Genomic DNA, 22,859 nt, shown 5'->3' with positions numbered 1-22,859 from the left:
GACAAGCCGCCCTCTCATCCCTCCTCCTTATACCCTGCAAACCCCTTCATCACCTCTTCAAAATTTTTCGGGGCGTATTTCTCAAACCCAACCTCGTCGACAAAGACGAAATCATACACGGTACTAGTTTGAGCGGCGTTGACGTCTTCGCACCACTGGCGGAGGCGATGCATCTTGTGGGGGACGTCGAGATCCTGCAGGCCTTTGGTTTCGGCGATGACGATGCGGCCGTCGGTGAGCTTGATGATGAAATCGGGGTAGTAATTGGAGATGTCGCCCGCGGCGTTGATGTAGTCGAGCTTGAAGTGTACGGCGAGAAAGTTCTTTGCGTAGGAGACAACATCGGGGCACTGGTCAAGAAATGAGGCGAACTCCAACTCGAATTTGCTGTCGCCGATGACGCGATTGAACACCGATTTTTTCGGGAGCATGTACTGCTGGTCTTGCACGATAAATGGGCGTGTTTCCCGCAGTTTGATGGTGTCGCAAATCACGGCGTCCCCCTTGTCGCGGACGGTGAGATTGTTTATCGCCTGCTTGAAGGTCTCGATCACGGTCTTCGTGGGGACCAGCTCGGAGAGATTGCGCAGGGTGTTGGGAGATTCCAAATCAACCGATGCGGCAAACAGCAGGTCACGTACAAAGGGCTTCAATTTGCCGTACAGTACGTCGTAGCCGCAGACGAGGCGCAACTCTTTCATGATGGTCTGCGCGAAATAGCCGAGTACGCTGTGGTAATCCGCAATGCCGGCGCCGTCGAGCATCGTGCTATGTGTTATTTCTCCGGTGGTGATGTCCTTGAATACAATCTCGCGCTGCTCCTCTTCGCTGAACTGCAAGTACTCAACAGTCTGGAATGTCATGCTGTTGATGTCCAAATCAGCGAGGTTCTTGTACTCGCGATACACCCGCGCGCTGAGTACGGGAATTTCGATATCCAATGCCTCTATATCTTTCTTCGCATTGCCGGTATCCACTTCCACGATCAGTGGGGTCTTGGGCTTGCTTCCTTCGCCCATGGCGCTGCGCACAAGCTCAACACCCTCGGCCTGTATGGATTCGACGAATTCCATGAAGGCATCCGTACCGATCACGCTCACATATTCTTCCTGGCTGCCGGGATACATCTTGCGCAGGCCGCGTCCCAGCGTCTGCTCGGGCAGTATGTTGCTGGCCGCGGCATACGCGCGCAAACCGACGATGGTGGTGACGTTGCGCACATCCCAGCCTTCCTTGAGCATTAGCACCGAAACGATAGCCTTGTACGGACTGGCGTTGGAATCGATTTCGTTGGACTGCTTCCGCAAGAGTTCCAGCTCTTCCTTTGCCTTTCCGGATGCAGCTTCGGAAATCTCGCCGTTGTTCTTTGTGTGAATGGTCAACACGGCGTCCTTGAGCTCGGCGTAATGCGTTTCCAGATACTCCGCCACTTCGTCGCAATTGCGGGTGTCATCCGTCATGACGAACAATATGGCCTTCTTCCCCAACTTCTGATGCTCGTCATACGCCTTGCGCCATTCCACAACGCCGAGATTGAGGTAGTCGGCATACTTCTCGGTGAATTTGGCGCTCTGCCTCTCGTGCATTTTCGCGCGGCTGGGGGCGTCGGGAAGCACCGGGTGCTTGACCACGTTCTGCGAAATCGCTTCCACCAGTGGATAGTCCGAAATGGTCTGCACGAATATCGCGCCGTTGTCGTGTCGTGGAGTGGCTGTGACGTCCACCTGCAGGCTGAGGTTCGCCCCCTTCTGCAACAGACGATTGTGTATGTCTTCGATGGATTTGAACCACGCCAGCTTCTTGTTGTGTATGTGATGCGCCTCGTCGTTGATGACCATCAACTCGCTGATGTCGCGCACGATCATACCAAGATCGACTTTGGAATCCGTGGTGGCTCCCGACGGACGCTTCCCGAAAAAGTAGTCCATGGTGTTTTCATCATCGGGCGACGGCGGGATGTCGTCGCCAGCGTATACGCGATGAATATTGGTCAGGAAAATGTTCCCCGTCTTGCGCGTAACGTTCACTTCGTCCTGCTTGTGCAGGGTGAGCTGGAAATCGTTGCGCCAATTGCGGCCGTGGAAGCCGTTGTCGGGCAATACGGGATCTTCGAAGAAAATCCGCAGTCCCTGGAAATCGTGATAAATCCTGTCCAGCACGATGATGTTTGGTGCGATAACCAGGAAATTCCGCGATAGCTCCGAATCGGTTTCGTAGAGCTTGTGGTAATAACTCCACGCCAGAACGAGGCTCATCACCTTGGTCTTGCCGCTGCCCGTGGCCATTTTTATCACAAAGCGTCGCCAGCTTTCATCGAACATACTCGCCGAAACAAGACCGCTGCTGTCGAAGCGCATCAGGTCGAATCTGTCTTTCACCCTCAGGACGTCGCAGAGGTACACAACGGTTTCGATGGCTTCGCGCTGCGCGAAATAATACTCAAAGCTGCCCATGATGGTATCCTTGCCGGGCAGCAAATGCGGCTCCAGAAACCACCAGGTGAGCAGGCTGCGGGAGGTTTCTCTGGCCTCGGCATACCCGCTGTCGCGAAAGTCCTTCACTCTGCGCCGCATTTCAGCCACAAGCGGCGGCATGAGCTTGTCCATGGTGCTTTCGCGCAGAGCTTCGTCCGCGGGAAACCAGCGCAGCTCGGGATCGATCACCGCGTGCGGCGAAGCGGGGAAATCGGGATGCAAGGCCATCAGTCCTTTCCTCCTTCAAGTTGCCGTACGCCCCGGTCAGCGCTCAGTATAGTCATCTGCTCGATGGCGATATGGTTGAGTTTCCGCAAGCGCCATTCCTGCGACCGGCCTTCTTTGATAAACAGCGCGTTCAGATTTTCAAGATTCGCCAGACACACAAGCTGTGCCGCAGTCGCCTGATCGCGGACGGTTCCTTTCTCGCCGGGATGCGGATCGCGCCAGTTCTTTGCCGTCATACCGAACAGTGCCATGTTCAGCACATCCGCCTCTGCCGCATACACAAAGCGCACCTGATCGGCGCTCAACTCCGGAGGAATGAGGTTTGATTTGACCGCTTCGGTGTGTATGCGGTAATTGATTCGCGCCAGATTGCGCTTGATGTCCCAACCAAGCTGCTGTTGCTCGGCTTCCTTGAGCCGCTGGAATTCCATGATCAGGTAAAGCTTGAACTCCACCGACACCCAGGAGGCGAACTCGAATGCGATATCCTTGTGTGCGAAGGTGCCACCGTGGCGACCGGATTTGGATATCAAACCGATTGCGTGTGTCGACTCTATCCATTTCTGGGGAGACAACACGAAGGCATTGGTCCCCGACTCGAATCTAAACTGGTCGAATTCGACCAGTTTGAAATTCGGGTTGTTCAGCTTCTCCCACAGACCAAGCAGCTCGATAGTACTGCGACTGCGCAGCCAGTTCTTGATCAAATCAGCAGGTGTATCCGGATTCCTGTGCTTCGCGATGTCGGTGAGCGAGATGAAGTCCGACTCGTTGAACGTCCGTACATGAACAGTTTCGTTCAACACGGTCATTGTTTTACTCCCAGCCATGCAAACCTCCACTCAGAAAACTAGCACGAGAGCAGTGTGTTGCGCCCATCCACCTGCAACATCTGTGCTTGCGTTGAGACTTATCGGTGCATGCCGTCGCGATACCGGTTCCGCTCATATCCCCACCTCCACAATGGTCATGGTGTCGTTGCCGAAAATGTCCACCACTTTCACCGCAATTTTGCGCCGACCCGTGGGCACCTCGACAGCGATGCTCTTCAATTCCAGATTGCGGTCTTTTTTAGTGCGGAAGCTCTGCCATTCGTTCTCGAAAATGTAATCGCCCGTCCACTTCTCGCTGACCTCTCCGGTGGCGGGATCCTGTACCCGGATGATTTCGCGCTTGCTCTGGAAATCGAAATCTACGCTCCAGTAATCGATCCAGTCTGTCCAGTGCTGCGTGAGTTGCTCGCGCTTCATAACCCCCCTCTTGTCCTTCACCAGCTTAACGATCTGGCCCTTTTCAACCACGATTTTACTCCCGGCTTTGTCCGATTTACCCAGACTTTCCTCCGCTTGCGCTATGCTGTCCTGCGAGTAGAACACGGAGAAATCCGTCAGCTCCACCGCTACGGTCCCAGGCTTGTTTTTCTTCGCACTCGTGACGTGCGGTTTGACCTCGATAAATGACACATCGTGAAACACCACCTGGTTTTTCTCCACCGCGCGCTTGTCGAACACCTCGGCGGGGATGTACTTCGGCGCGATGTCTATGCCCTTGCCGCGCGCTTCGTCCAGCACATTCGGGAAGAGACCCATTTCGAACTCGAAGCCGAGTATGTCCACCTTGGTGATATGCTTGCGGCGGCATTCCAGAATAATTTCCTCCGCGAAGAGGCGTGTTACCGGAAGATTCACCGGACCGATGGATACAAGACGACCAGCGCGCTTGCCGTGGAAACTTTCAAATTGCTCCACCTTCTCCGCCCGGTAAGCCTTGAGAATAAGTTCGATAAACGCAGCCTCCTTTTGTGCGAGCTGTTGCCGTTGTTCCTCCTCGCGCAGGTTCGGGTTGATGCCCACAAAATGCTGTCGCTCATACTTGCCGAGATTCAGGATTTCGAAGGCGCGATACCCTTTCCCTTCCGCCTTGAGCTGCCGCTGTACACCCAGCATGCGCTTGCGCGTGGTATGAATGGCGAATTTGCCCAAATCCGTCGCTATCCACTTTCGCCCCAGTTTTTCGGCCACGGCTGCCGTCGTTCCGGAGCCGCAGAAGAAGTCGGCAATGAGGTCGCCTTCGTTGGAGGAGGCTTTGATGATTCGTTCGAGAAGGGCTTCGGGTTTTTGGGTGGGGTAATCAACACGTTCTCCCGCCATCGGATTCGCCGAATTAACGTCAACCCAAATATCCTCGATCTGCTTTCCTTTGGATTCATGCAAGTACTGTTTGTAAGATGGATAAGCGCCGGGTCTGATCGGATCAATCCATCTATTCTCCTTTTTCAAACGTACTTCAGTCTCAGCTGAGTACGTTTTTAGCAAGGTTTTCCTGTATAAACCAATATCATCTTGGTATTTGAAGCGCTCCTTATACTCCTCAGAGTAATCAATATATTGTTGATGAAACGTGTAATCTTCCGCAGTCCGTGAATATAGATATATCGTATCTTGATTGATCGGATATTTATTTGCTCTTGCCTTACTGCTCCCAGCGAATGGTGTTCTCTTCCAGCATATTTGATTCAGGTGGTTATCTGAATTAAATATTTCATCAAGTGCAAGACGTAGGAATCCATTCACCCTCCAATCACAATGCACATAGATACTCCCATCCTCTGCCAACAAATCCCGCATTAAAATCAGCCGCTCGTAAATCATCGCGATAAAAGAGTCGGCGCCTTTACCCCAGGTGTCGCGGTACGCGATTTCTTCGAGGATGTTGGGCTTTTTGGTAAAAGTATCTCCACCGATTTCAATATCCATCGAGAAATCCGCGCCCACATCAAAGGGCGGATCAATGTAAATCAGCTTCAGTCCGCCCTGCGCTTCGATTTCGTCACGCATCGGGCCATTCTTGAGCGAGGAGAGAATGAGCTTATTGTCGCCCCATATCAGCTTGTTGGTCCAGCCCTTGAGCTGCCGTCCCCGCGCGTCCGTGGAAAACAGATCAAACTGCGAATCCGAAGCCGAGGGCTGCTCCGTGCGCGGCTCATCCACCTGCTCGATGGTCTGGAACGGCAGCACGATATTGCACACCTCGTTGGTCTTGCCGTTCCACACCAGCTCCACTTCGCGCTTGTCCTCAAACAACAGGAATCGGTACTTTTCAGGCAGTTCGCGATTCGCTTCTATGTAGCGTATGATATCCTGTTTTTCCTGGTCGGTGAGTTTGAGCATAGGGGTGTGGGTGATTGATAATGTCAGGGTTTGAAATTGGGGAGAGTGAGTTTCAACGTTTTGGCGCTTGGCGCAGTGGCGGAATGCGGGCTTTGTAACTCCACACCGTTAAAAACCTTGATGCTGGTAAGAACGTGTCAATTTACCACTCCCTCCGTCATTGGCAGAATTTCGCATTGGCGTTTCACTTTTTTTTTCCCGAACTTCGGCTTTCACTTTCTCCCATTCCCTTTTCAGTAATGTCTGGGTTTTTTCCACTAATAACTTCAAATTAAGGTCAAATTCTTTCATATTTTTTGAATAGTCAGAAAAGAAGTCTACGATATTGTCTAAATCTTTAATTATCTCAATATCGTCCCCGGGATTCAGTTTTAATTTTATCAACAAGGCATAACTTGCAATTTCACTACGTGATAGCGTTTTTGATATTGCCTGCCCAACATTCATAATATCATGATTCAGTCTTGAATATTCTTGCAAATCCTCATCTGTATTTTCTCTATATGGTCCACATGATTGTTCTGTAAGGTCTTGTCTAATTTTTTCATTCTCCAGATTATTCAGATAATCAGTATTTTTCCAATGAATTAATATCGATGATATCAACCGATTGAAATCATCTCTGACCACTTGAATCCATTTTATTCGCTCACTTGTAACGGTTTCAATATATTTAGAGGTTCTCATGATTTTCCATGTAACCCAAGCGGTCATGCCAGAAGCTGCAAAGCCACCCAGTACGGAAGATATAAACAATTCTAGTATTCTATCCATTTTTAGTGAATTATTTATTTGTAGTTAAATGATTGGGAGCTCTGAACCTAGGCCGCAACTAGCATCTTCGATGATAAGACCGAACCGGACTCGAACACCCTGTTGGATACGCATTCTTGGATGTTGATGTGTCTGTCTTTTGCCCTTCACAATTTTCTTTCATCATCAATAGGCCATTTGTAGACCGCAGGTCGCAGTTGCATAGTGTAGCCGCATGTACAAAGATGACCACTCAACACTCACTTTGGCTCCATCCTTTCTTGTACTTCTCGCTTGTAGACAATCTCTGGCACACCGATAGCACGAGGGTCCGACTGATTTTTAGAAGTCCAAGCCGTGCATTGTGATCACCGACGCGCATCTTCAACAATCCTCGTTTTACTCGCCAACCACCTCCGTTTGATGGATCTTTCGCTTCAAGCGAGCATAATAGTACTTATTGCGACAACGTACAAGAGCTGGTGATTGGAGCCGTTGCTGCCGCTTCTTGCACCGGTACACTGGACCCTACGCACAGCTTTGCCGTTAGCGTAGGGACTGGCCAATCTGCTCTTAAGAAATCCGTTCCCACATCAAATGGATGATCGATGTAGATCAGTTTCGGGCCGCCCTGAGCCTTGATGGTCTCACGGACCTGTCCATTCTTGAGCTACTTCGGTGCGCTAACGTTTCTTTGACAAGTCTCGCAACCTGATCCCCCTTTTCCTATATTGCCCCAGAACAGATTTCAGGAACGAGGTCCATCCATGCTGCAAAGACTCTACGTACACAACTTTCGCTGCCTTGAGAATTTCGAATTAGTTACGGGAGACGCGACATCCCTACTGCTCATCGGTAGAAACGGCATGGGAAAGTCCACCGTACGCGATGTGCTGATCATCTTCCAGAGTATCGCCCGGGGCACAAATCGCGTCAGCACTCTCATTACAGAGCTTGACAGCGCGCACGGCCGAACATCCATCCCGATGCGATTCAGCATCGAACTAAAACTTGAGCAGAAGCTTTATTCGTATGAAATCGCTCTTGAGCTGCCCTCCGGATTTCAGGAATACCGGGTACTCGAAGAGAAACTGACGGCCGGCAACATCGTGGTATTTCACAGAAACCACGCATCGGTTGTTCTCCCACGCACCGCAACAGATCAGCCCGAGCGATCATCCCAGTTCGCCATCGACTGGCATCTGTTTGCTTTACCATTGATCCACACAAAGTCGGCGGATGATCCGGTTGCCATTGTAAAGTCATGGTTGTCCCGAATGGTGTTACTCGCCCCCATTCCGCCGTTCATGACGGGTCTAAGTAGCGGCGAAACCATGGAACCGGCACTGGATGGTTCCAACATCGCCGACTGGTTCAATGGGGTAATGAGTCCCAGGCTCTCGATCTATAGCACCTTCGAGTCCAACCTCAAGCTCCTGATTCCCGATTTTGTGGACGTGATCAACGAGACTGTCGGTATCGAAATCAAGCGGCTCTCCCTGCGATTCAATCGCGGTGCCGACACTCTGATGGTACATTTCGACCGCCTCTCCGACGGCGAACGCTGCCTGTTCCTTATCGCGCTGATCATCACCGCCAACAAGGCCCATGGCCCCTTGTTCTGTTTCTGGGATGTGCCCGACAATTACCTCTCACTCACCGACATCGGTCAACTGATGCTTGAATTGCGCAGGGAATTCGTGCATGCAGGACAGATTCTTGTCACCTCGCATCATCCCGAAACGATCAGAATGTTCACGGATGAAAGCACCCTGTTTCTCGACAGACGCAGTCACCTTGAGCCGACACAGATCCGCTTGCTGAGCGACATGCCTCAAAGTGGAGATCTGATCAATGCCATTATCACCGGGGATATCTACGATGGGGATCAATAAATTCACGCAACACCTCCTCATTCTTTCCGAGGATGATGCCGTTCGTCAGGTTGTTCTCGGGTTTCTTTTGGATGATCGTGTCGCTATCCGCCGCGTTCAATCGTTGCCCGTATCGGGTGGATGTACAAAGGTAAGGGATGCATTTTTGAACGATTATGCAGCCTCGATGTTGGACTTTCCTCTCCGACACATCCTGCTCGTGTTCGATTGTGACGGTGATGTTGACCGCATCCCACAGCTTCAACAGCAGATCCCTGCGGACATCCGTGATCGCGTGTTTCTGCTCGGTTCCCTGCACGATCCAGAAGCACTGTCCCGTGCATGCGGGAAGAAAAAGGAGGCAATCGGTAAGCATCTGGCTACGGAGTGTGCAGAGGGATCGGATGCGTTGTGGTCACATGAATATCTGGCGCACAATCAGACCGAAGCAGCGCGTCTATCGGATATAGTGGTGCCTTTTATGTTCAAGTGACCTCCCCCACTCAGCGAAAACTTAGTTTCTGTCATTCTATTCCTCAGGAAATTGAAGCACAGAGAATCAGGGCTTGCGTACGGAGGGATGCGCCTCAGGCGCAGAACTCTCGGTACAGTGTAACCCGTACGACGGTTTAGTCCGCCTAGGCGGATTGGTTTCAGCCACATTGGGTTTGAAGAAAAAGCGCTCAACATAAGTCGAGCGCTTCGGAAGCGGAGAGGGATGCGCCTCAGGCGCAGAACTCTCGGTACAGTTTAACCCGTACGACGGTTTAGTCCGCCTAGGCGGATTGGTTTCAGCCACATTGGGTTTGAAGAAAAAGCGCTCAACATAAGTCGAGCGCTTCGGAAGCGGAGAGGATGCGCCTCAGGCGCAGAACTCTCGGTACAGTTTAACCCGTACGACGGTTTAGTCCGCCTAGGCGGATTGGTTTCAGCCACATTGGGTTTGAAGAAGAAGCGCTCAACATAAGTCGAGCGCTTCGGAAGCGGAGAGGGATGCGCCTCAGGCGCAGAACTCTCGGTACAGTGTAACCCGTACGACGGTTTAGTCCGCCTAGGCGGATTGGTTTCAGCCACATTGGGTTTGAAGAAAAAGCGCTCAACATAAGTCGAGCGCTTCGGAAGCGGAGAGGATGCGCCTCAGGCGCAGAACTCTCGGTACAGTGTAACCCGTACGACGGTTTAGTCCGCCTAGGCGGATTGGTTTCAGCCACATTGGGTTTGAAGAAAAAGCGCTCAACATAAGTCGAGCGCTTCGGAAGCGGAGAGGGATGCGCCTCAGGCGCAGAACTCTCGGTACAGTGTAACCCGTACGACGGTTTAGTCCGCCTAGGCGGATTGGTTTCAGCCACATTGGGTTTGAAGAAAAAGCGCTCAACATAAGTCGAGCGCTTCGGAAGCGGAGAGGGATGCGCCTCAGGCGCAGAACTCTCGGTACAGTTTAACCCGTACGACGGTTTAGTCCGCCTAGGCGGATTGGTTTCAGCCACATTGGGTTTGAAGAAAAAGCGCTCAACATAAGTCGAGCGCTTCGGAAGCGGAGAGGGATGCGCCTCAGGCGCAGAACTCTCGGTACAGTTTAACCCGTACGACGGTTTAGTCCGCCTGGGCGGATTGGTTTCAGCCACATTGGGTTTGAAGAAAAAGCGCTCAACATAAGTCGAGCGCTTCGGAAGCGGAGAGGGATGCGCCTCAGGCGCAGAACTCTCGGTACAGTTTAACCCGTACGACGGTTTAGTCCGCCTAGGCGGATTGGTTTCAGCCACATTGGGTTTGAAGAAAAAGCGCTCAACATAAGTCGAGCGCTTCGGAAGCGGAGAGGGATGCGCCTCAGGCGCAGAACTCTCGGTACAGTGTAACCCGTACGACGGTTTAGTCCGCCTAGGCGGATTGGTTTCAGCCACATTGGGTTTGAAGAAAAAGCGCTCAACATAAGTCGAGCGCTTCGGAAGCGGAGAGGGATGCGCCTCAGGCGCAGAACTCTCGGTACAGTGTAACCCGTACGACGGTTTAGTCCGCCTAGGCGGATTGGTTTCAGCCACATTGGGTTTGAAGAAAAAGCGCTCAACATAAGTCGAGCGCTTCGGAAGCGGAGAGGGGATGCGCCTCAGGCGCAGAACTCTCGGTACAGTTTAACCCGTACGACGGTTTAGTCCGCCTAGGCGGATTGGTTTCAGCCACATTGGGTTTGAAGAAAAAGCGCTCAACATAAGTCGAGCGCTTCGGAAGCGGAGAGGGATGCGCCTCAGGCGCAGAACTCTCGGTACAGTTTAACCCGTACGACGGTTTAGTCCGCCTAGGCGGATTGGTTTCAGCCACATTGGGTTTGAAGAAAAAGCGCTCAACATAAGTCGAGCGCTTCGGAAGCGGAGAGGGATGCGCCTCAGGCGCAGAACTCTCGGTACAGTGTAACCCGTACGACGGTTTAGTCCGCCTAGGCGGATTGGTTTCAGCCACATTGGGTTTGAAGAAAAAGCGCTCAACATAAGTCGAGCGCTTCGGAAGCGGAGAGGGATGCGCCTCAGGCGCAGAACTCTCGGTACAGTGTAACCCGTACGACGGTTTAGTCCGCCTAGGCGGATTGGTTTCAGCCACATTGGGTTTGAAGAAAAAGCGCTCAACATAAGTCGAGCGCTTCGGAAGCGGAGAGGGATGCGCCTCAGGCGCAGAACTCTCGGTACAGTGTAACCCGTACGACGGTTTAGTCCGCCTAGGCGGATTGGTTTCAGCCACATTGGTTTTGAAGAAAAAGCGCTCAACATAAGTCGAGCGCTTCGGAAGCGGAGAGGGATGCGCCTCAGGCGCAGAACTCTCGGTACAGTGTAACCCGTACGACGGTTTAGTCCGCCTAGGCGGATTGGTTTCAGCCACATTGGGTTTGAAGAAAAAGCGCTCAACATAAGTCGAGCGCTTCGGAAGCGGAGAGGGAGAGATTCGAACTCTCGGTACAGTTTAACCCGTACGACGGTTTAGCAAACCGTTGGTTTCAGCCACTCACCCACCTCTCCGGGGGAGCTGTTTCAAGCTGATTTTCAAGTTACAAAGGCGGAATCTGAAAAGCAAGAGTCATTTCATCCCTATCGCGCGATCGCTGAAAATAGACGGATATATCGTTTCACAGAGATTCTCCCCGGCACTTCCTTCATGCAGCATCCTGCATCCTGTTCGCGAAATCCTTGCCGGAGGTTGCAGGAGGCAGCGTGCGGCCTTCACTATGATAGAGCGCGATCGTTTCCTCGACGATAACGCAGAGTTCCTCAAAGACCGCTTTTTCATCGTCTCCGTGGCAACCGCCAAAGAGCAAGCCGGGAGCGCTGCCGATGTAGCATCCGTCCTCGGGCGACCACTCGACAATCTTCGCATATTTTGTGCTTTCCTTCATTTCTTTGACTCCTCGATTACCTTTTGTACGGCCCGTACCTGATAATGTAATGCATCGTCGCCTGGATTTTCGGCGATGGTGATGGGTTTCGAAACGTTCGGGTGAACGAAATTTCTGTGACCACCGCGCCCGCCTCTGTCATTGAAACCGACTTTTTCAAGCGAACGAACACGTTCACGAAGCTTTGGTGGCAATGTTCAACTATGATTCCAGGATAATGACTTCATATTCTCCACGCGAGAATATTTCGAGAGAAGTATACCGAGCTTGTCTCTTAAGCGCAAGACGGAGGACGAGTGAATCGTATTTTCGGAACGTGTCATTCTGAGACTCCCCATCATTTGCAACGTGTCCAAAACCCATGGTCGGATCGGCAGCGCACATCCTGCGTATGCCATTGAAAAAAGCGGCCACAATGGGCCGCCTTTTTAAACAGAACAGGAGCGTTCGCTTACAGCAACCCGGCCTTCTGCAGGGTGACCATGGCGCCGTTCTTGTTGATGGTCTTGATCGCGCGCGCGGAAACGCGGACGGTGATGAAGCGCTTGAGCTCGGGAACGTAAATGCGCTTCTTCTGCAGGTTGGGAAGCTGACGACGCTTCGTGCGGTTGTGCGCGTGCGAGACGTTGTTCCCGACCAGCGGTCCCTTACCCGTTATCTGACATTTGCGTGACATGGCTATGGTATCCTTCTCTAAATCGTTCTCTTATTTCAGACCTTCGCCGACGTAGGGAAGATAGGCCATGAAGCGCGCGCGCTTGATGGCTTCGGTGATGCGGCGCTGATTCTTCGCGCTCAGACCGGTCAGACGGCGGGGAAGAATTTTTCCCTGATCGTTGGTGAAACGCTCGAGAAATTTGTGTTCCTTGAAATCAACGTATACGGCGTCTTTACCGCGGAACGGATCCGGACGGCGCTTCGCGACGTTCGACGAGCGACGGCGCGGCCTTCTCTGTACAGGCCTCATGGTTCTTATGACTCCTTCTTCTGTGCTTCGTTGAACTTGGCGTAGCGGCGATTGAACTTCTCGACGCGACCCGCGGAATCAATGATTTTCTGCTTGCCCGTAAAGAACGGGTGACACTCGGAGCAGATTTCTACCTTGATCGTCGGCCTCGTCGAACGGGTGTTGAATGTGGCCCCGCAACTGCAGGACACGGCACAATTCTGGTATCGGGGATGCAGATTTTCTTTCATCGTCATTCGCCTGTTAAAAGGTCATGTCCTGGAGCTCGGCGATGGCCTTTACCTTCACCATCTTCTCACGGAACTTCCACGACTCGGTGTTCTTGTCGTACTGCGACACGATGCACTTGACAAATGTGAATTCGGACCGCGATTTGTTCTTGCTCTTGTCCGCAAATGATTGTTGTTTGGCCACTTCTATTCTCCTGAGCGCTTCTGGACTTTTTTCGCTTTGGTCAAAGCAGAAAGAAATGTACGAAAGAATCACTTTCGTGTCAAGCCTGTATAAAAAATTCAACAAGAAATGGGAGCGGATTCTTGCGTCGACGTCAATAGCGCCTTCGTGCGCAGAGAACGTATCAATACGGATTATCGCGGGTGGATTCTTCAAGTTCTGTGCCTGCAATCATCCGGGGAACGCCCCTTACCCCTGTTCCTTCGCGATTATCCGCGCCGATCCGCGTCATCTCTGCACAAGTTCTACACCAATACGCGCACCGTCCCGCTCGCGCACCCGTGAATCGTATTCGCATATTGGAACAAGACCGCGTGATCACGATATTGGCGGTATATTTTTCGCGGAGAACGCCATGAGCATCAGAAGCACCTTGTTCGGTCCGAAATCCAAGTACGATCCCGGAATCCCCTATACCTACGTCGCGCGCATGCCGGCCATCGAGGGCGACGACACAGTGCACAACGATTATTTCGCCGATACGATCTGCGGCCTGATCCAATACCTGGACGAAAACGACGTCCATCCCGACGAAGTACAGCTCTTCGGCCTCTATCTCAAGCAGGAAATTCCGCTCGACGTACAGTATTGCCTGGCACCCGACGGCAGCTGGCTCAAGCCTCCCGAACTCTGCCACTCCCTGGAGCAACACTACCTCGAGACCATGGAGCTCGCGTACAAAGGTCACGTCGAACGCGGACATTGCTCCTATGAGGACCGGGACACGCAAGGCAGCGGCCCCTACTGAACCTCATCCTTGATCCGTGCGATCCGTGCACCTGCCCCGCCGCACGAGTCGCTGATGCCACGGACGGACGCGGATTCTCACTGATGGCCTTTTCCTCGGGCTCGATCCGATAATAGTCCGAGAGTATCCCTCATAACCTGTCCTCCGCGATAATCCGTAGCAATCCGCGCAATCCGCGCATCGATCCGTCCGTAAGATTTGCGTACCCACCGTGGGTATCCAACCTGCACTCCACCCACCTCGGCTCTCGTGTACTTCTCCCAAGCGTTGTGTATTTTCCGTATCGATGCTTTCGTTTCCACAACGTCCGGGAGTGTGCATGAATCGATATATGATCGCGGGTGCGGCGGCGGGAAGCGCAGCCGGGATGTGGCTGGCCGTACACAGCTATATGTTCCCGGCCTATCCGTGGGGAACCCTGCCGCTGCTACTGGCCCTGCTCCCTTTCGCCGTATTTCTCCTTCTCGGCCGCCCATTGCTTCTGCGTATCGCAAATACTTCGCGCACACGATGGATTCCGCCAGCCGCCGCGTTGTTGTTGCCGGTCCTGTTCTGGTTGAAATATGATGCCACGAGCGCCTTCGCCTTCATAGGCGGAAGCTATGATCTGTTCTCTCTGCTCCCGCTCTTGTTGCTGTACGCCCTGTTCACAGGCGTAACAGTGGATTCCGTGGCCTTGAGATTGCAGCGGCGTCCGCCCGCCGCGCAGATATTCATCGGAGCCGCTGTGGGCTTTGTTGTGCAGCTGCTGGCGACGGATTTCCTGCCTCTGCCGCTGCTCTGGCTTTTGCAGACGCTCCCCTTCTTTTTTCTTGAATGGAAAACTGCGGCCGACGATGCCGCGGAACCTGTGCGAAGCGCAGCCGCGAAAGGGAAGCGCGCCCGCACCCGGCGTTTGCCCGATATATCCGTATTTACTCTTCCGGTATTGATTGCCGCGGGCACCTTCGCCATAAGCGTACTGCTGCGCACGTATGCGGAAATGCCGTTCATCTCCCCTAATGCGGTCGCGCTGCATCTCGGCTTTCTCTTTCTTGCCGCCGGCCTGGGCCTGTTGCTCGGGAAGCGCCTGCCGCTGCGCAACGACAGCGCCATGGATGGCCTGCTCCCCTCCGCGGCGGCGGCGGTGCTGCTCCTGGCGTCGTGGTCCTTCGCAGATGGGGGCTTCGCCTCCATGTATATGGCCTATTACGAAGGCCTCGATTCCTCACTTTGGAGCGTGCTTTTCCCTCTCTTTTTCCTGCACATCCCCGTTCTGCTCGTGGCGGCAGCCATCGCATCCATGCATCCCGCTCCGGCGGACAGTGACGGGAAAGCACTCCCCGTGCTGATCAATGCGGCGGCGGTGCTCGTGGGTTTGGTCGTGTATGCATTCATTCCGGATGTGCTGCGCTGGCAGGAAACGGTCCGCGGCATGGGTGTGCTGCTTGCGCTCTTCGCCGCCTGGCAACTTGCACGCGGTTTTGTACCTGTCAGTGCAACTTGGGTATCCGCCGGCGTCACGGCCGCCGCTCTTGCCACCGCGATTCTGCAGCCAACCCTCGGTTTCTACAGCTTCCTGAATCCTTCGCAGTTCAGAGTCACCGCCGAACGACCGACCTTTGCCGGTACACTCACGCTGCTGCAGTCCCGCGACTATGACGACCCTTTCCACGCCTTGCTCTGGCGCTCGACGGAATCGCTCACGCAGTCCTCGCGCCTGGTGCACAGCGCCCTGTACCGCATGGGACACATTCCGATGCTTCTGGCACCGGAAAAGCCGCGTGTGCTCATGCTGGGACTCGCTTCCACCATCCCTCTGCAAGGTGTGTTGATGCATGCTCCGCAGCGGGTGGACTGTGTCGAACCCTTCGGACCGACGATCGCCATAGCGCGCGAGACCAAACGCGACAAGCGGCCGCGTCCCTGGCTGAAAAACATCACCTTTCATGCCGAGCGCATCGAGAGCTACGTTCGCCGCTCCGATCAGACCTTCGACGTTATCATCTCGGCGGAACCGTTCGCGATTCCCGGTTCCGTGAATGAAGCTCTCACGCCCGCGACCATGCGGCGTATCGCCGGGCGCCTGTCGGAGGACGGCGTCTTCGCGCAGTGGCTGCCGCTGTCCCGGGTCGGCGTGGACGGTCTGCGCGCCATCGCCTCCGCGGTGGGTGAGGCCTTCCCGCATATCGCGTTGTGGATCAGCGGACCCGATCCCGAAAACGCCATGGCCGGAATTCTCGCATTCAGGAAAAAACCAGCATCCGCAGTTCCGTCCGTGCAACGTCTCGCAACGCTGCTCGCCTCGCCGGAAATCATGTTCCATTTCCGTCAGATCGAGGTAGCCGGCTGGTCCGACCTCGCAGCGGCATGGAGCATGGACGACGCCACGCTCCGCGCTTTCGCCTCCGGCGCGGACACGCCAAGCTTGTTCACCCCCCTGCCCGTACGTTTAGCCGACAGCGATCCCGCGAAGACCTGGACAGAAACCCGCTCGCTTTTCACCCGCCGTTCCGCACCCGCAGCGATGGGCGCCGACGTACCGGACTCGCTGCGCGTCCTGACGGAGAAGGTGTTCAACGAACGTACCGGCATTTTCGACGCGCGCGTACTCTCTCTTCAGGGGAATGATCAGGAAGCGGCCAAATTACTGTCCGGGATCCTGCGTGATTCACCACGTAACACCGAAGCCCGTGCCGCCCTTGCGAGTATTTTTCTCCGGCAGGCAGCGGGCTTTGTCGGTGAAAAGCAGTATCCTAATGCGCTGCAGTTGCTGAACTCCGCCATGGCCCTGGTGCCTCTCAACACCTATCTGCTTCGCCTGCTCATGATCTCCGCGTTTCAGACGGGCGACCGTGAGGCGGCGGCCCTCAGTATTGACGGTCTCAAGAAGCTCGATCCGCTGCACGCGGGGTATCGCGACAATCAGGCGACCATACGCGCACAAGAGGGCGCGACAAACGATGCATTGCTCCTGTATGAAAACGCCATCACGCTCGATCCTTCGAACGAGGAGTTCTACTGCAACATGGCGTCCTTCCATTTCAGCCAGCAGCGCGTGTGGGAAGCCGTTCGCGTTTTGGATCAGGCAAAGGAGAAGGCCTACTATCCCGCCAAGGCCTTGTACCTGCAAGGACTGTTTTATTCCGAGCAGGGACGCTACGATTTTGCGCGCGAGAGCTATGAGGGCTATCTGCGCGTCGCCACGCCGATGGATCCCATGCTGACCGACGTCGAACAGCGGCTGGAAAAACTGCCTGAACAACGCTGATATCAAGGAGCATCACCATGACAGGCACCGTGGACGTTCTCGCCTTTTCCCCGCACCCGGACGATGCGGAGCTCTACTGCTCCGGCACCCTGCTGCTGCTCAAGGACAAGGGTTTCCGCACCGCCATCGCGGATCTCACGCTCGGCGAGTTGAGCACACGCGGCACGCTGGAGAGCCGCGCCGCCGAAACCGCGGAGGCCACCCGTCTTCTGCAACTCGACGCCCGCGTCAATCTCCGCTTACCCGATGGCGCAATCGCCAATACCGAAGAGCAGCGCATTGAAATCATTCGCGTTCTGCGCACGCTGCGGCCCCGGACTGTCTTTCTGCCCTATCCCGAAGACCGGCATCCCGACCACGTGCACGCTTCCGCGCTGGTCAAGGACGCGCTGTTTCTTTCAGGACTGGTGAAATTGCGGACACAGGACGTTGAAGGAAACGAGCAGACCGCCTGGCGTCCCCCCGCCGCATACTACTACATGCTCACACGTGATTTCGAGCCCACCATCATCGTGGATGTGAGTGCCGCGCAGGAGCGCAAGCTCGCGGCCATACGCGCCTACGCCACGCAGTTTTTTACAGGCGCGGGCGACGACGGGACGCAGACCTACATCAGTACGCCGGAATTCCTGCACGGTTTGCTCGGCCGTTCGCAGCGTCTCGGTTTTCTTGTCGGGGGGCAATACGGCGAGGGCTTCCTGCCGCTGCAGCCGCGGCGCTTCGAGGCCGAGTGGCTGCTCAGCTAAGATCCAGCTTGAACCACTGCTGCTCGAGATCGTCGGCCACGGCGGCGAGTTCCTGGAGCATGGGAGCGCATTCGTTGATGGAGGTGCGCACCAGGTCGAACATCGCGATGAGAATGATGTCGTGCCGCTCCAGTACTGCGATGCGCGTATGGCGCAATGACGCATTCATCGAAAGCAACTCCACGGGGTCGATATCATCGGCCAGCGTCCCCACCCTGGTGTAAAGCACACCGACATTCTCCCTGCCGATGCGCTGCACATGTCCGTACAACACCTGCGTTCTGTTTCCCGGGGTGCGAATGTCAATGCGGCTGATGTTTTTCTCCCGGTGATAGACGCCGGAGGAGAGCAGCGCCACCTGCTGCATCATGTCATGAATGGTCATGTCAATGCACCACGGTGATGTCCACCAGCGCGTTCGGCGGGGCCATGGCTCCGGCGTCGGGGTTCTGCCCGATCACGGTATTGGGCAGCAGCGACTTGCTCTGTTTGTATTGGATCGCGCCGGGACGCAAACCGTTGTCCAACAGCTTGCGCTGCGCGTCGTCGAGACTGAGTCCTATGATGTACGGGACCTCGATTTCGACATTCTCTCCTCCGCTCACGGTGATCTCGATAATGGTATTCTTCCGTATGGGACGGCCGGCTGGAGTACTTTGCCGCACGACGGTTTCGGGCGGCATGTCGGATGCTTCGTATGAAATCATTCCTATCCGAAGCTCGAGGCGTTCCAGGGCGATGCGCGCGTCGCGCAACGACCGGCCCATGAGGTCGGGCATCTTTATCCTTTCCTCGCCGCCGCTCACGGTCAGAAACACATTCCTGCCCTCGCGCACCACGTTTCCGGCCACGGGGTTCATGTACACGACATGATCAACCTCGATTTTCGGATGCGGCAGGGTGTCGACAATGATAGGAGTGAGTGACGCCTCCTCGAGCATACGCACCGCCTCGTCCGCGCGCTTGCCGCGCACATCGGGGATGGAGATTTCGGAGCGTGAATGCACGAGCGCCGGCATGAGCCAGGCATCGAACATGAACAGCACGATGAACACGCTGGATCCGATGATGTACAGCTTGATCGCGAGTTGTGAGGTGAGTCGTTCTTTCAGTGACATGTCCGTTGTCCTGGCGCGCCGCACTCTTGCCGCCGGAGCGACACGACGCAGTCCGCCACACGTTGTATTATTTCCTTTTCACCAGGCCGGTGAATTCCACCTGCCGTGTCTCATCCGCAGCATAAAATACCGCACTCCCCATAACCTTCCCGCCGAAGGATGGCGTAAAGCGTACGGTGATGTCCCGCGAAGCTCCGGCTGCGAGTTCGAATTCCTTCGGTTCGATGGTCACACCGTCCAGCGGCCGTACCTCCGGCGGTCCGTCTCCATCCAGACCGCGATACTCGATGGCCAGTGCGCTTTGCACCGCCATAATACTCTGGGTTTGATCGGAACGATTCTTCAACCGGAACGTTGCCGTGACGGCTTTTCCAATTGCGGAGCTGCCCACATCCACCAGAGCCGGCTCGGCCTCGAACGCGGAGAGAACGTCTGCTTCGATGCGCAGCACGTACACAGGCCGCCCCGCACCCTCTGCATAGACGGACACGCTCTTGCTCACATGACCATTGGTGGTGCGCGGGGGAGTGAACTGCACGGATACAGTGGCGCTTCCCCCGGGGGCTACGGTGCTGCCCGACACCATCACCGCGGTACAGCCGCAGGCGGCCTTCACATCGGTGATGCGAATGGTATCCGCGCCTTTGTTGCGAAGAACGAAATTGTGCTCCAGTCTGTCCTTATGCGTCACGGTTCCGAAATGCTTCGTGGAACCGCCCTCGATGTCGAGTACGTCACCCGCCGGTTTCTGCGCTTCGCAGGAGGTACCGAGTAAAAGGATGGCAAGGAGAATAAGATTCGAGCTGCGTTTCATACACGTCCACGTTGGATTAATGACAGCAAATCATTGTAATGTTGGGAAAATCCGGTAAATGGGCAACCCGGCGCGCGCTATCTCGATTTGCGCAATAGTCCTGCCGCATTGCAAAGGCCCCGGGATACGATCGGTCGGCGTCGTTCGACTTTGGCTCCGTTGCCCATCCCTGAGGATCTGCGCGCATCCGCGTCAGCAGCGCAGGTATTCGACGCACAGCGTTCACGGCAGAATACGTACACGGATTGCACGGATCGGCACGGATATGCGAGGAGAGCAATGCCGGGGCAGCAACACGCATGATTGTCGCATTGATACCCGGCAAAAGGTCATCCGCGAGCATCCGTGTCATCCGCGCACCGATGCTGAAGCTACAATGATACAATACCGGCATACGATTAGATGTACGTCAGAGCACAGCATCCCGATACGGATTCGGGCACGGCGTTTCGACCTTTCCCCCTCGCTCAATTTTTCTTATACTATATGATTGTGCCGCGTTGTTATTCGCAAACCATACAGGAGATCCCACGTGTCGACTACCTTGCCCGAACTCGAACCCACCATTCTCTGGAAACACTTTCACGGTCTGACCACCGTCCCGCGACCTTCGAAAAAAGAAGAGAAAATCCTCGCGTACCTCAAGCAGCTCATCGCCGACCTCGGTTATACCTACGAGCAGGACGACACCGGAAACCTCGTTGTGCGCAAGCCGGCCACGCCGGGCTACGAAAACGCTCCGGTCACGCTCATTCAGGGCCATGTGGACATGGTCTGCGAAAAGAACAAGGGCACCGAGCACGATTTCGACAACGATCCCATACACGCCTATGTGGACGGCGACTGGGTGCGCGCCAAAGGAACCACGCTCGGCGCGGACAACGGCATCGGTGTCGCTGCGGGCCTCGCTGTGCTCGAAGCGACGGACCTTATCCATCCCCCCATGGAATTCCTTTTCACCGTGGACGAGGAAACCGGCCTCACCGGCGCCAAGGGCCTGAAACCCGGCTTCCTGAACGCGAGCATGATGCTCAACCTCGACTCCGAAGAAGACGGCGCGCTGTACGTCGGCTGCTCCGGCGGCATGGACACGGCGGGCATACTGCGCTTCAACAGCGGGGCCGCTCCCGCCGCGCATACGGCTGTGGAAATCATGATCAGCGGTCTCAAGGGCGGACACTCCGGCCTCGATATTCATACCGGACGCGGGAACGCCATCAAATTCCTCACGCGCGTACTCGCGTCTCTCGCGGCGCTGTTTCCCACGATGCAGCTTTCCACCATTTCCGGCGGCAGCAAGCGCAACGCTATCCCGCGCGAAGCGGAATGTATCGTTTATGTGCCTGCCGACGCCGTAGAGGAAGCGCTCGCCTTGGCCGCGCAGTTCACGAGCACCTTCCTCAAGGAAATCCGCACCGTCGAACCGGACCTCGCCGTGACCATGAAAACCGTTGACGGCAACGGCAGTGTCATAGACCGCGCACAGTTCGAGCGTCTGCTCGACGTGCTGTTCGCGCTGCCGCATGGCGTGCAGAAAATGAGCGCCGACATCCCGGGCCTTGTGGAAACCTCCACCAACCTCGCCACGCTTGTCATGGATGACGCCTCCATCACCATCGGCACCAGCCAGCGCAGTTCCGTCGAGTCCGAAAAATTCGACATCGTGACCTCCGTCGCCTCGGTGTTCAGACTGGCCGATTTCGACATCGTGCAGGGCGACGGCTATCCCGGCTGGCAGCCCAACATGGAATCGAAGGCCCTGAAATTCGTGCGCCAGAGCCACAAGGAGCTCTTCGGCACCGATCCCGAAATCAAGGCCATTCACGCCGGGCTCGAATGCGGACTCATCGGCGAAGTGTATCCTGCCATGGATATGATTTCCTTCGGACCCACCATCATGGGCGCGCACAGCCCCGACGAATGCCTCAACATCCCCACCACGGCGAAGTTCTGGCAGCTCGTGACCCGCACCCTCGAGAACGTCGCCAAAAGCGCAGCACCGGTCGCGTAATATCTGCAACATCTTTCTCCAATCCCCGCGCACTCACGCGCGGGGATTTTTTATATACGATGTACGATTCTCTCCGCCCAGGCGGACCGATTAACGATTCCCGATTAACGATTCTCCTCAGAAAACCCAACTCCCCGTGAGTGCACCTTGCAGCTCTCAGGCGAATGGGTTTCAATGTTCGTCTGCTTGCTTCTTTACACATATCGGTGTAATATTCGGGTATGAAACGACAAGACCTTGAAGCGGAGTTACGGCATCTCGGTTGGACCTTGTTGAGGAACGGAAGAAGACATGATGTGTGGAGCAATGGGCAACGCGAAATCGCAATTCCCCGCCACCGGGAAATCAATGAGTATACCGCAAAAGCAATTTTGAAGGAAGCGAAAGGATAAAGCGTTATGAGATTCAGCGGTCGTGTGTTCAAGGTGAAGAATTTTTGGGCTATCGAAGTGCCGATGCTGGGAATTACGACCCAGGGACGTACGAAAAGAGATGCATTCAACATGGTAAAAGACGCCGTCGAATCCCTCGTTGACCGGGAAGGATTCTCGGTTTCGGTTCATCCCGGGCAAAAGGAGTATTTCGAGATTGGGTCGAACGATCTTGCGACATTCGTAGCCTTCATGCTTAAGCGGATGCGGCAAAAGTATGGCTTGTCCCTGCAGGAAGTAGCTGAAAGAATGGGTTCGAAATCACCCAATGCCTACGCGCGATACGAACAGGGAAAAACCGTCCCCACTATCGAAACGTTGGGGAAATTGCTATCGGCAGTCGCCGTTGGTGAGGATTTCACCATATCCCTGAACCGCGTACCGTAGCACCCCCACCTCCCCAAATTTGAGGAGATTGTCGAAGCTGGAGAGAAGAAAGCGCA

At 54.9% G+C, this 22,859-nt stretch carries 21 protein-coding genes and 1 tRNA gene; 8 read left to right on the top strand and 14 right to left on the bottom strand.

Features of this window, described 5'->3' with window-relative positions:
* Positions 1–14: 14 nt before the first annotated feature.
* The 4 genes from M5R41_18745 to M5R41_18730 form a co-directional block, all read right to left on the bottom strand.
* Entirely contained in the window at positions 15–2,702 is a 2,688-nt protein-coding gene (locus tag M5R41_18745; GenBank protein ID MCZ7558430.1) for a DEAD/DEAH box helicase family protein, read from the bottom strand.
* Positions 2,702–3,532 (bottom strand): KilA-N domain-containing protein, encoded by an 831-nt coding sequence (locus M5R41_18740; protein MCZ7558429.1) that lies wholly within the window; start codon positions 3,530–3,532, stop codon positions 2,702–2,704. Before M5R41_18740 ends, M5R41_18745 begins: the two co-directional genes overlap by 1 nt.
* A gap of 114 nt (positions 3,533–3,646) precedes the next feature.
* Entirely contained in the window at positions 3,647–5,872 is a 2,226-nt protein-coding gene (locus M5R41_18735) for a site-specific DNA-methyltransferase (protein MCZ7558428.1), read from the bottom strand.
* Positions 5,873–5,980: 108 nt separating this feature from the next.
* Positions 5,981–6,646: a hypothetical protein gene (locus M5R41_18730; protein ID MCZ7558427.1), complete on the bottom strand. Its 666-nt coding sequence runs from the start codon at positions 6,644–6,646 to the stop codon at positions 5,981–5,983.
* A gap of 746 nt (positions 6,647–7,392) precedes the next feature.
* On the opposite strand from M5R41_18730, the gene M5R41_18725 reads away from it, so the two are divergent.
* Positions 7,393–8,520 carry an AAA family ATPase gene (locus tag M5R41_18725; protein MCZ7558426.1) on the top strand — a complete coding sequence of 376 codons (1,128 nt, stop codon included), beginning with the start codon at positions 7,393–7,395 and terminating at the stop codon, positions 8,518–8,520.
* On the top strand, positions 8,507–8,992 hold the full coding sequence (locus tag M5R41_18720; protein MCZ7558425.1) for a hypothetical protein: 486 nt from the start codon (positions 8,507–8,509) through the stop codon (positions 8,990–8,992). Before M5R41_18725 ends, M5R41_18720 begins: the two co-directional genes overlap by 14 nt.
* Positions 8,993–11,415: 2,423 nt before the next feature.
* On the opposite strand, the gene M5R41_18715 is transcribed toward M5R41_18720, so the two are convergent.
* The 7 genes from M5R41_18715 to M5R41_18685 form a co-directional block, all read right to left on the bottom strand.
* A tRNA-Ser gene (locus M5R41_18715) sits at positions 11,416–11,504 on the bottom strand.
* A 134-nt stretch (positions 11,505–11,638) separates the two neighbouring features.
* Complete coding sequence (locus M5R41_18710) at positions 11,639–11,878, bottom strand: hypothetical protein (GenBank protein ID MCZ7558424.1); 240 nt, start codon at positions 11,876–11,878, stop codon at positions 11,639–11,641.
* Entirely contained in the window at positions 11,875–12,072 is a 198-nt protein-coding gene (locus M5R41_18705; GenBank protein MCZ7558423.1) for a type II toxin-antitoxin system HicA family toxin, read from the bottom strand. The genes M5R41_18710 and M5R41_18705 overlap by 4 nt, the downstream gene beginning before the upstream one ends.
* 257 nt (positions 12,073–12,329) lie before the next feature.
* Positions 12,330–12,554 carry a 50S ribosomal protein L28 gene (gene rpmB / locus M5R41_18700; protein MCZ7558422.1) on the bottom strand — a complete coding sequence of 75 codons (225 nt, stop codon included), beginning with the start codon at positions 12,552–12,554 and terminating at the stop codon, positions 12,330–12,332.
* A 30-nt stretch (positions 12,555–12,584) separates the two neighbouring features.
* Positions 12,585–12,845 carry a 30S ribosomal protein S18 gene (rpsR, locus tag M5R41_18695; GenBank protein MCZ7558421.1) on the bottom strand — a complete coding sequence of 87 codons (261 nt, stop codon included), beginning with the start codon at positions 12,843–12,845 and terminating at the stop codon, positions 12,585–12,587.
* Between the two features lie 5 nt (positions 12,846–12,850).
* A complete protein-coding gene (gene rpmE, locus M5R41_18690; GenBank protein ID MCZ7558420.1) occupies positions 12,851–13,075 on the bottom strand; it encodes a 50S ribosomal protein L31 in 225 nt (74 codons plus the stop codon).
* Between the two features lie 13 nt (positions 13,076–13,088).
* The gene (locus M5R41_18685; GenBank protein ID MCZ7558419.1) at positions 13,089–13,259 is read right to left on the bottom strand and encodes a hypothetical protein; all 171 of its coding nucleotides are present in this window, start codon (positions 13,257–13,259) and stop codon (positions 13,089–13,091) included.
* 394 nt (positions 13,260–13,653) lie between these two features.
* Here M5R41_18685 and M5R41_18680 point away from each other — a divergent pair, with 394 nt between their 5' ends.
* The 3 genes from M5R41_18680 (at position 13,654) to bshB1 (ending at position 18,042) form a co-directional block, all read left to right on the top strand.
* Positions 13,654–14,046 (top strand): hypothetical protein, encoded by a 393-nt coding sequence (locus M5R41_18680; protein ID MCZ7558418.1) that lies wholly within the window; start codon positions 13,654–13,656, stop codon positions 14,044–14,046.
* 319 nt (positions 14,047–14,365) lie between these two features.
* Complete coding sequence (locus M5R41_18675; protein MCZ7558417.1) at positions 14,366–17,296, top strand: hypothetical protein; 2,931 nt, start codon at positions 14,366–14,368, stop codon at positions 17,294–17,296.
* 17 nt (positions 17,297–17,313) lie between these two features.
* Positions 17,314–18,042, top strand: a complete 729-nt coding sequence (bshB1, locus tag M5R41_18670) for a bacillithiol biosynthesis deacetylase BshB1 (protein ID MCZ7558416.1) — start codon at positions 17,314–17,316, stop codon at positions 18,040–18,042.
* On the opposite strand, the gene M5R41_18665 is transcribed toward bshB1, so the two are convergent.
* From M5R41_18665 to M5R41_18655, 3 genes are all read right to left on the bottom strand, one after another.
* The gene (locus tag M5R41_18665) at positions 18,035–18,427 is read right to left on the bottom strand and encodes a hypothetical protein (GenBank protein MCZ7558415.1); all 393 of its coding nucleotides are present in this window, start codon (positions 18,425–18,427) and stop codon (positions 18,035–18,037) included. The genes bshB1 and M5R41_18665 overlap by 8 nt on opposite strands.
* Position 18,428: 1 nt before the next feature.
* Positions 18,429–19,160, bottom strand: a complete 732-nt coding sequence (locus M5R41_18660; protein MCZ7558414.1) for a PASTA domain-containing protein — start codon at positions 19,158–19,160, stop codon at positions 18,429–18,431.
* A 67-nt stretch (positions 19,161–19,227) separates the two neighbouring features.
* Positions 19,228–19,974: a DUF1573 domain-containing protein gene (locus tag M5R41_18655; protein ID MCZ7558413.1), complete on the bottom strand. Its 747-nt coding sequence runs from the start codon at positions 19,972–19,974 to the stop codon at positions 19,228–19,230.
* A 532-nt stretch (positions 19,975–20,506) separates the two neighbouring features.
* On the opposite strand from M5R41_18655, the gene M5R41_18650 reads away from it, so the two are divergent.
* From M5R41_18650 to M5R41_18640, 3 genes are all read left to right on the top strand, one after another.
* Positions 20,507–21,985, top strand: coding sequence for an aminoacyl-histidine dipeptidase (locus tag M5R41_18650; GenBank protein ID MCZ7558412.1), 1,479 nt, complete (start codon positions 20,507–20,509; stop codon positions 21,983–21,985).
* 221 nt (positions 21,986–22,206) lie between these two features.
* Positions 22,207–22,377 (top strand): type II toxin-antitoxin system HicA family toxin, encoded by a 171-nt coding sequence (locus M5R41_18645; protein ID MCZ7558411.1) that lies wholly within the window; start codon positions 22,207–22,209, stop codon positions 22,375–22,377.
* Positions 22,378–22,383: 6 nt separating this feature from the next.
* On the top strand, positions 22,384–22,803 hold the full coding sequence (locus M5R41_18640; GenBank protein ID MCZ7558410.1) for a helix-turn-helix transcriptional regulator: 420 nt from the start codon (positions 22,384–22,386) through the stop codon (positions 22,801–22,803).
* Positions 22,804–22,859 lie beyond the last annotated feature (56 nt).

Source organism: Bacteroidia bacterium, assembly GCA_027493955.1.
Classification (GTDB): domain Bacteria; phylum Bacteroidota; class Ignavibacteria; order SZUA-365; family SZUA-365; genus JAOSJT01.
Note: the sequence above shows the minus strand (reverse complement) of the source record. Positions and strands in the feature narration are given on the sequence as shown.

Bases quoted from the DNA above. Each gene is read 5' to 3' on its own strand.
- bshB1 (MCZ7558416.1), top strand. From the start codon at position 17,314: ATGACAGGCACCGTGGACGTTCTCGCCTTTTCCCCGCACCCGGACGAT.
- rpmB (MCZ7558422.1), bottom strand. From the start codon at position 12,554: ATGTCACGCAAATGTCAGATAACGGGTAAGGGACCGCTGGTCGGGAAC.
- M5R41_18655 (MCZ7558413.1), bottom strand. From the start codon at position 19,974: ATGAAACGCAGCTCGAATCTTATTCTCCTTGCCATCCTTTTACTCGGT.
- M5R41_18645 (MCZ7558411.1), top strand. From the start codon at position 22,207: ATGAAACGACAAGACCTTGAAGCGGAGTTACGGCATCTCGGTTGGACC.
- M5R41_18745 (MCZ7558430.1), bottom strand. From the start codon at position 2,702: ATGGCCTTGCATCCCGATTTCCCCGCTTCGCCGCACGCGGTGATCGAT.
- M5R41_18720 (MCZ7558425.1), top strand. From the start codon at position 8,507: ATGGGGATCAATAAATTCACGCAACACCTCCTCATTCTTTCCGAGGAT.
- M5R41_18730 (MCZ7558427.1), bottom strand. From the start codon at position 6,646: ATGGATAGAATACTAGAATTGTTTATATCTTCCGTACTGGGTGGCTTT.
- M5R41_18740 (MCZ7558429.1), bottom strand. From the start codon at position 3,532: ATGGCTGGGAGTAAAACAATGACCGTGTTGAACGAAACTGTTCATGTA.
- M5R41_18675 (MCZ7558417.1), top strand. From the start codon at position 14,366: ATGAATCGATATATGATCGCGGGTGCGGCGGCGGGAAGCGCAGCCGGG.
- M5R41_18660 (MCZ7558414.1), bottom strand. From the start codon at position 19,160: ATGTCACTGAAAGAACGACTCACCTCACAACTCGCGATCAAGCTGTAC.
- rpsR (MCZ7558421.1), bottom strand. From the start codon at position 12,845: ATGAGGCCTGTACAGAGAAGGCCGCGCCGTCGCTCGTCGAACGTCGCG.
- M5R41_18735 (MCZ7558428.1), bottom strand. From the start codon at position 5,872: ATGCTCAAACTCACCGACCAGGAAAAACAGGATATCATACGCTACATA.
- M5R41_18665 (MCZ7558415.1), bottom strand. From the start codon at position 18,427: ATGACCATTCATGACATGATGCAGCAGGTGGCGCTGCTCTCCTCCGGC.
- M5R41_18640 (MCZ7558410.1), top strand. From the start codon at position 22,384: ATGAGATTCAGCGGTCGTGTGTTCAAGGTGAAGAATTTTTGGGCTATC.
- M5R41_18680 (MCZ7558418.1), top strand. From the start codon at position 13,654: ATGAGCATCAGAAGCACCTTGTTCGGTCCGAAATCCAAGTACGATCCC.
- M5R41_18710 (MCZ7558424.1), bottom strand. From the start codon at position 11,878: ATGAAGGAAAGCACAAAATATGCGAAGATTGTCGAGTGGTCGCCCGAG.
- M5R41_18725 (MCZ7558426.1), top strand. From the start codon at position 7,393: ATGCTGCAAAGACTCTACGTACACAACTTTCGCTGCCTTGAGAATTTC.
- rpmE (MCZ7558420.1), bottom strand. From the start codon at position 13,075: ATGAAAGAAAATCTGCATCCCCGATACCAGAATTGTGCCGTGTCCTGC.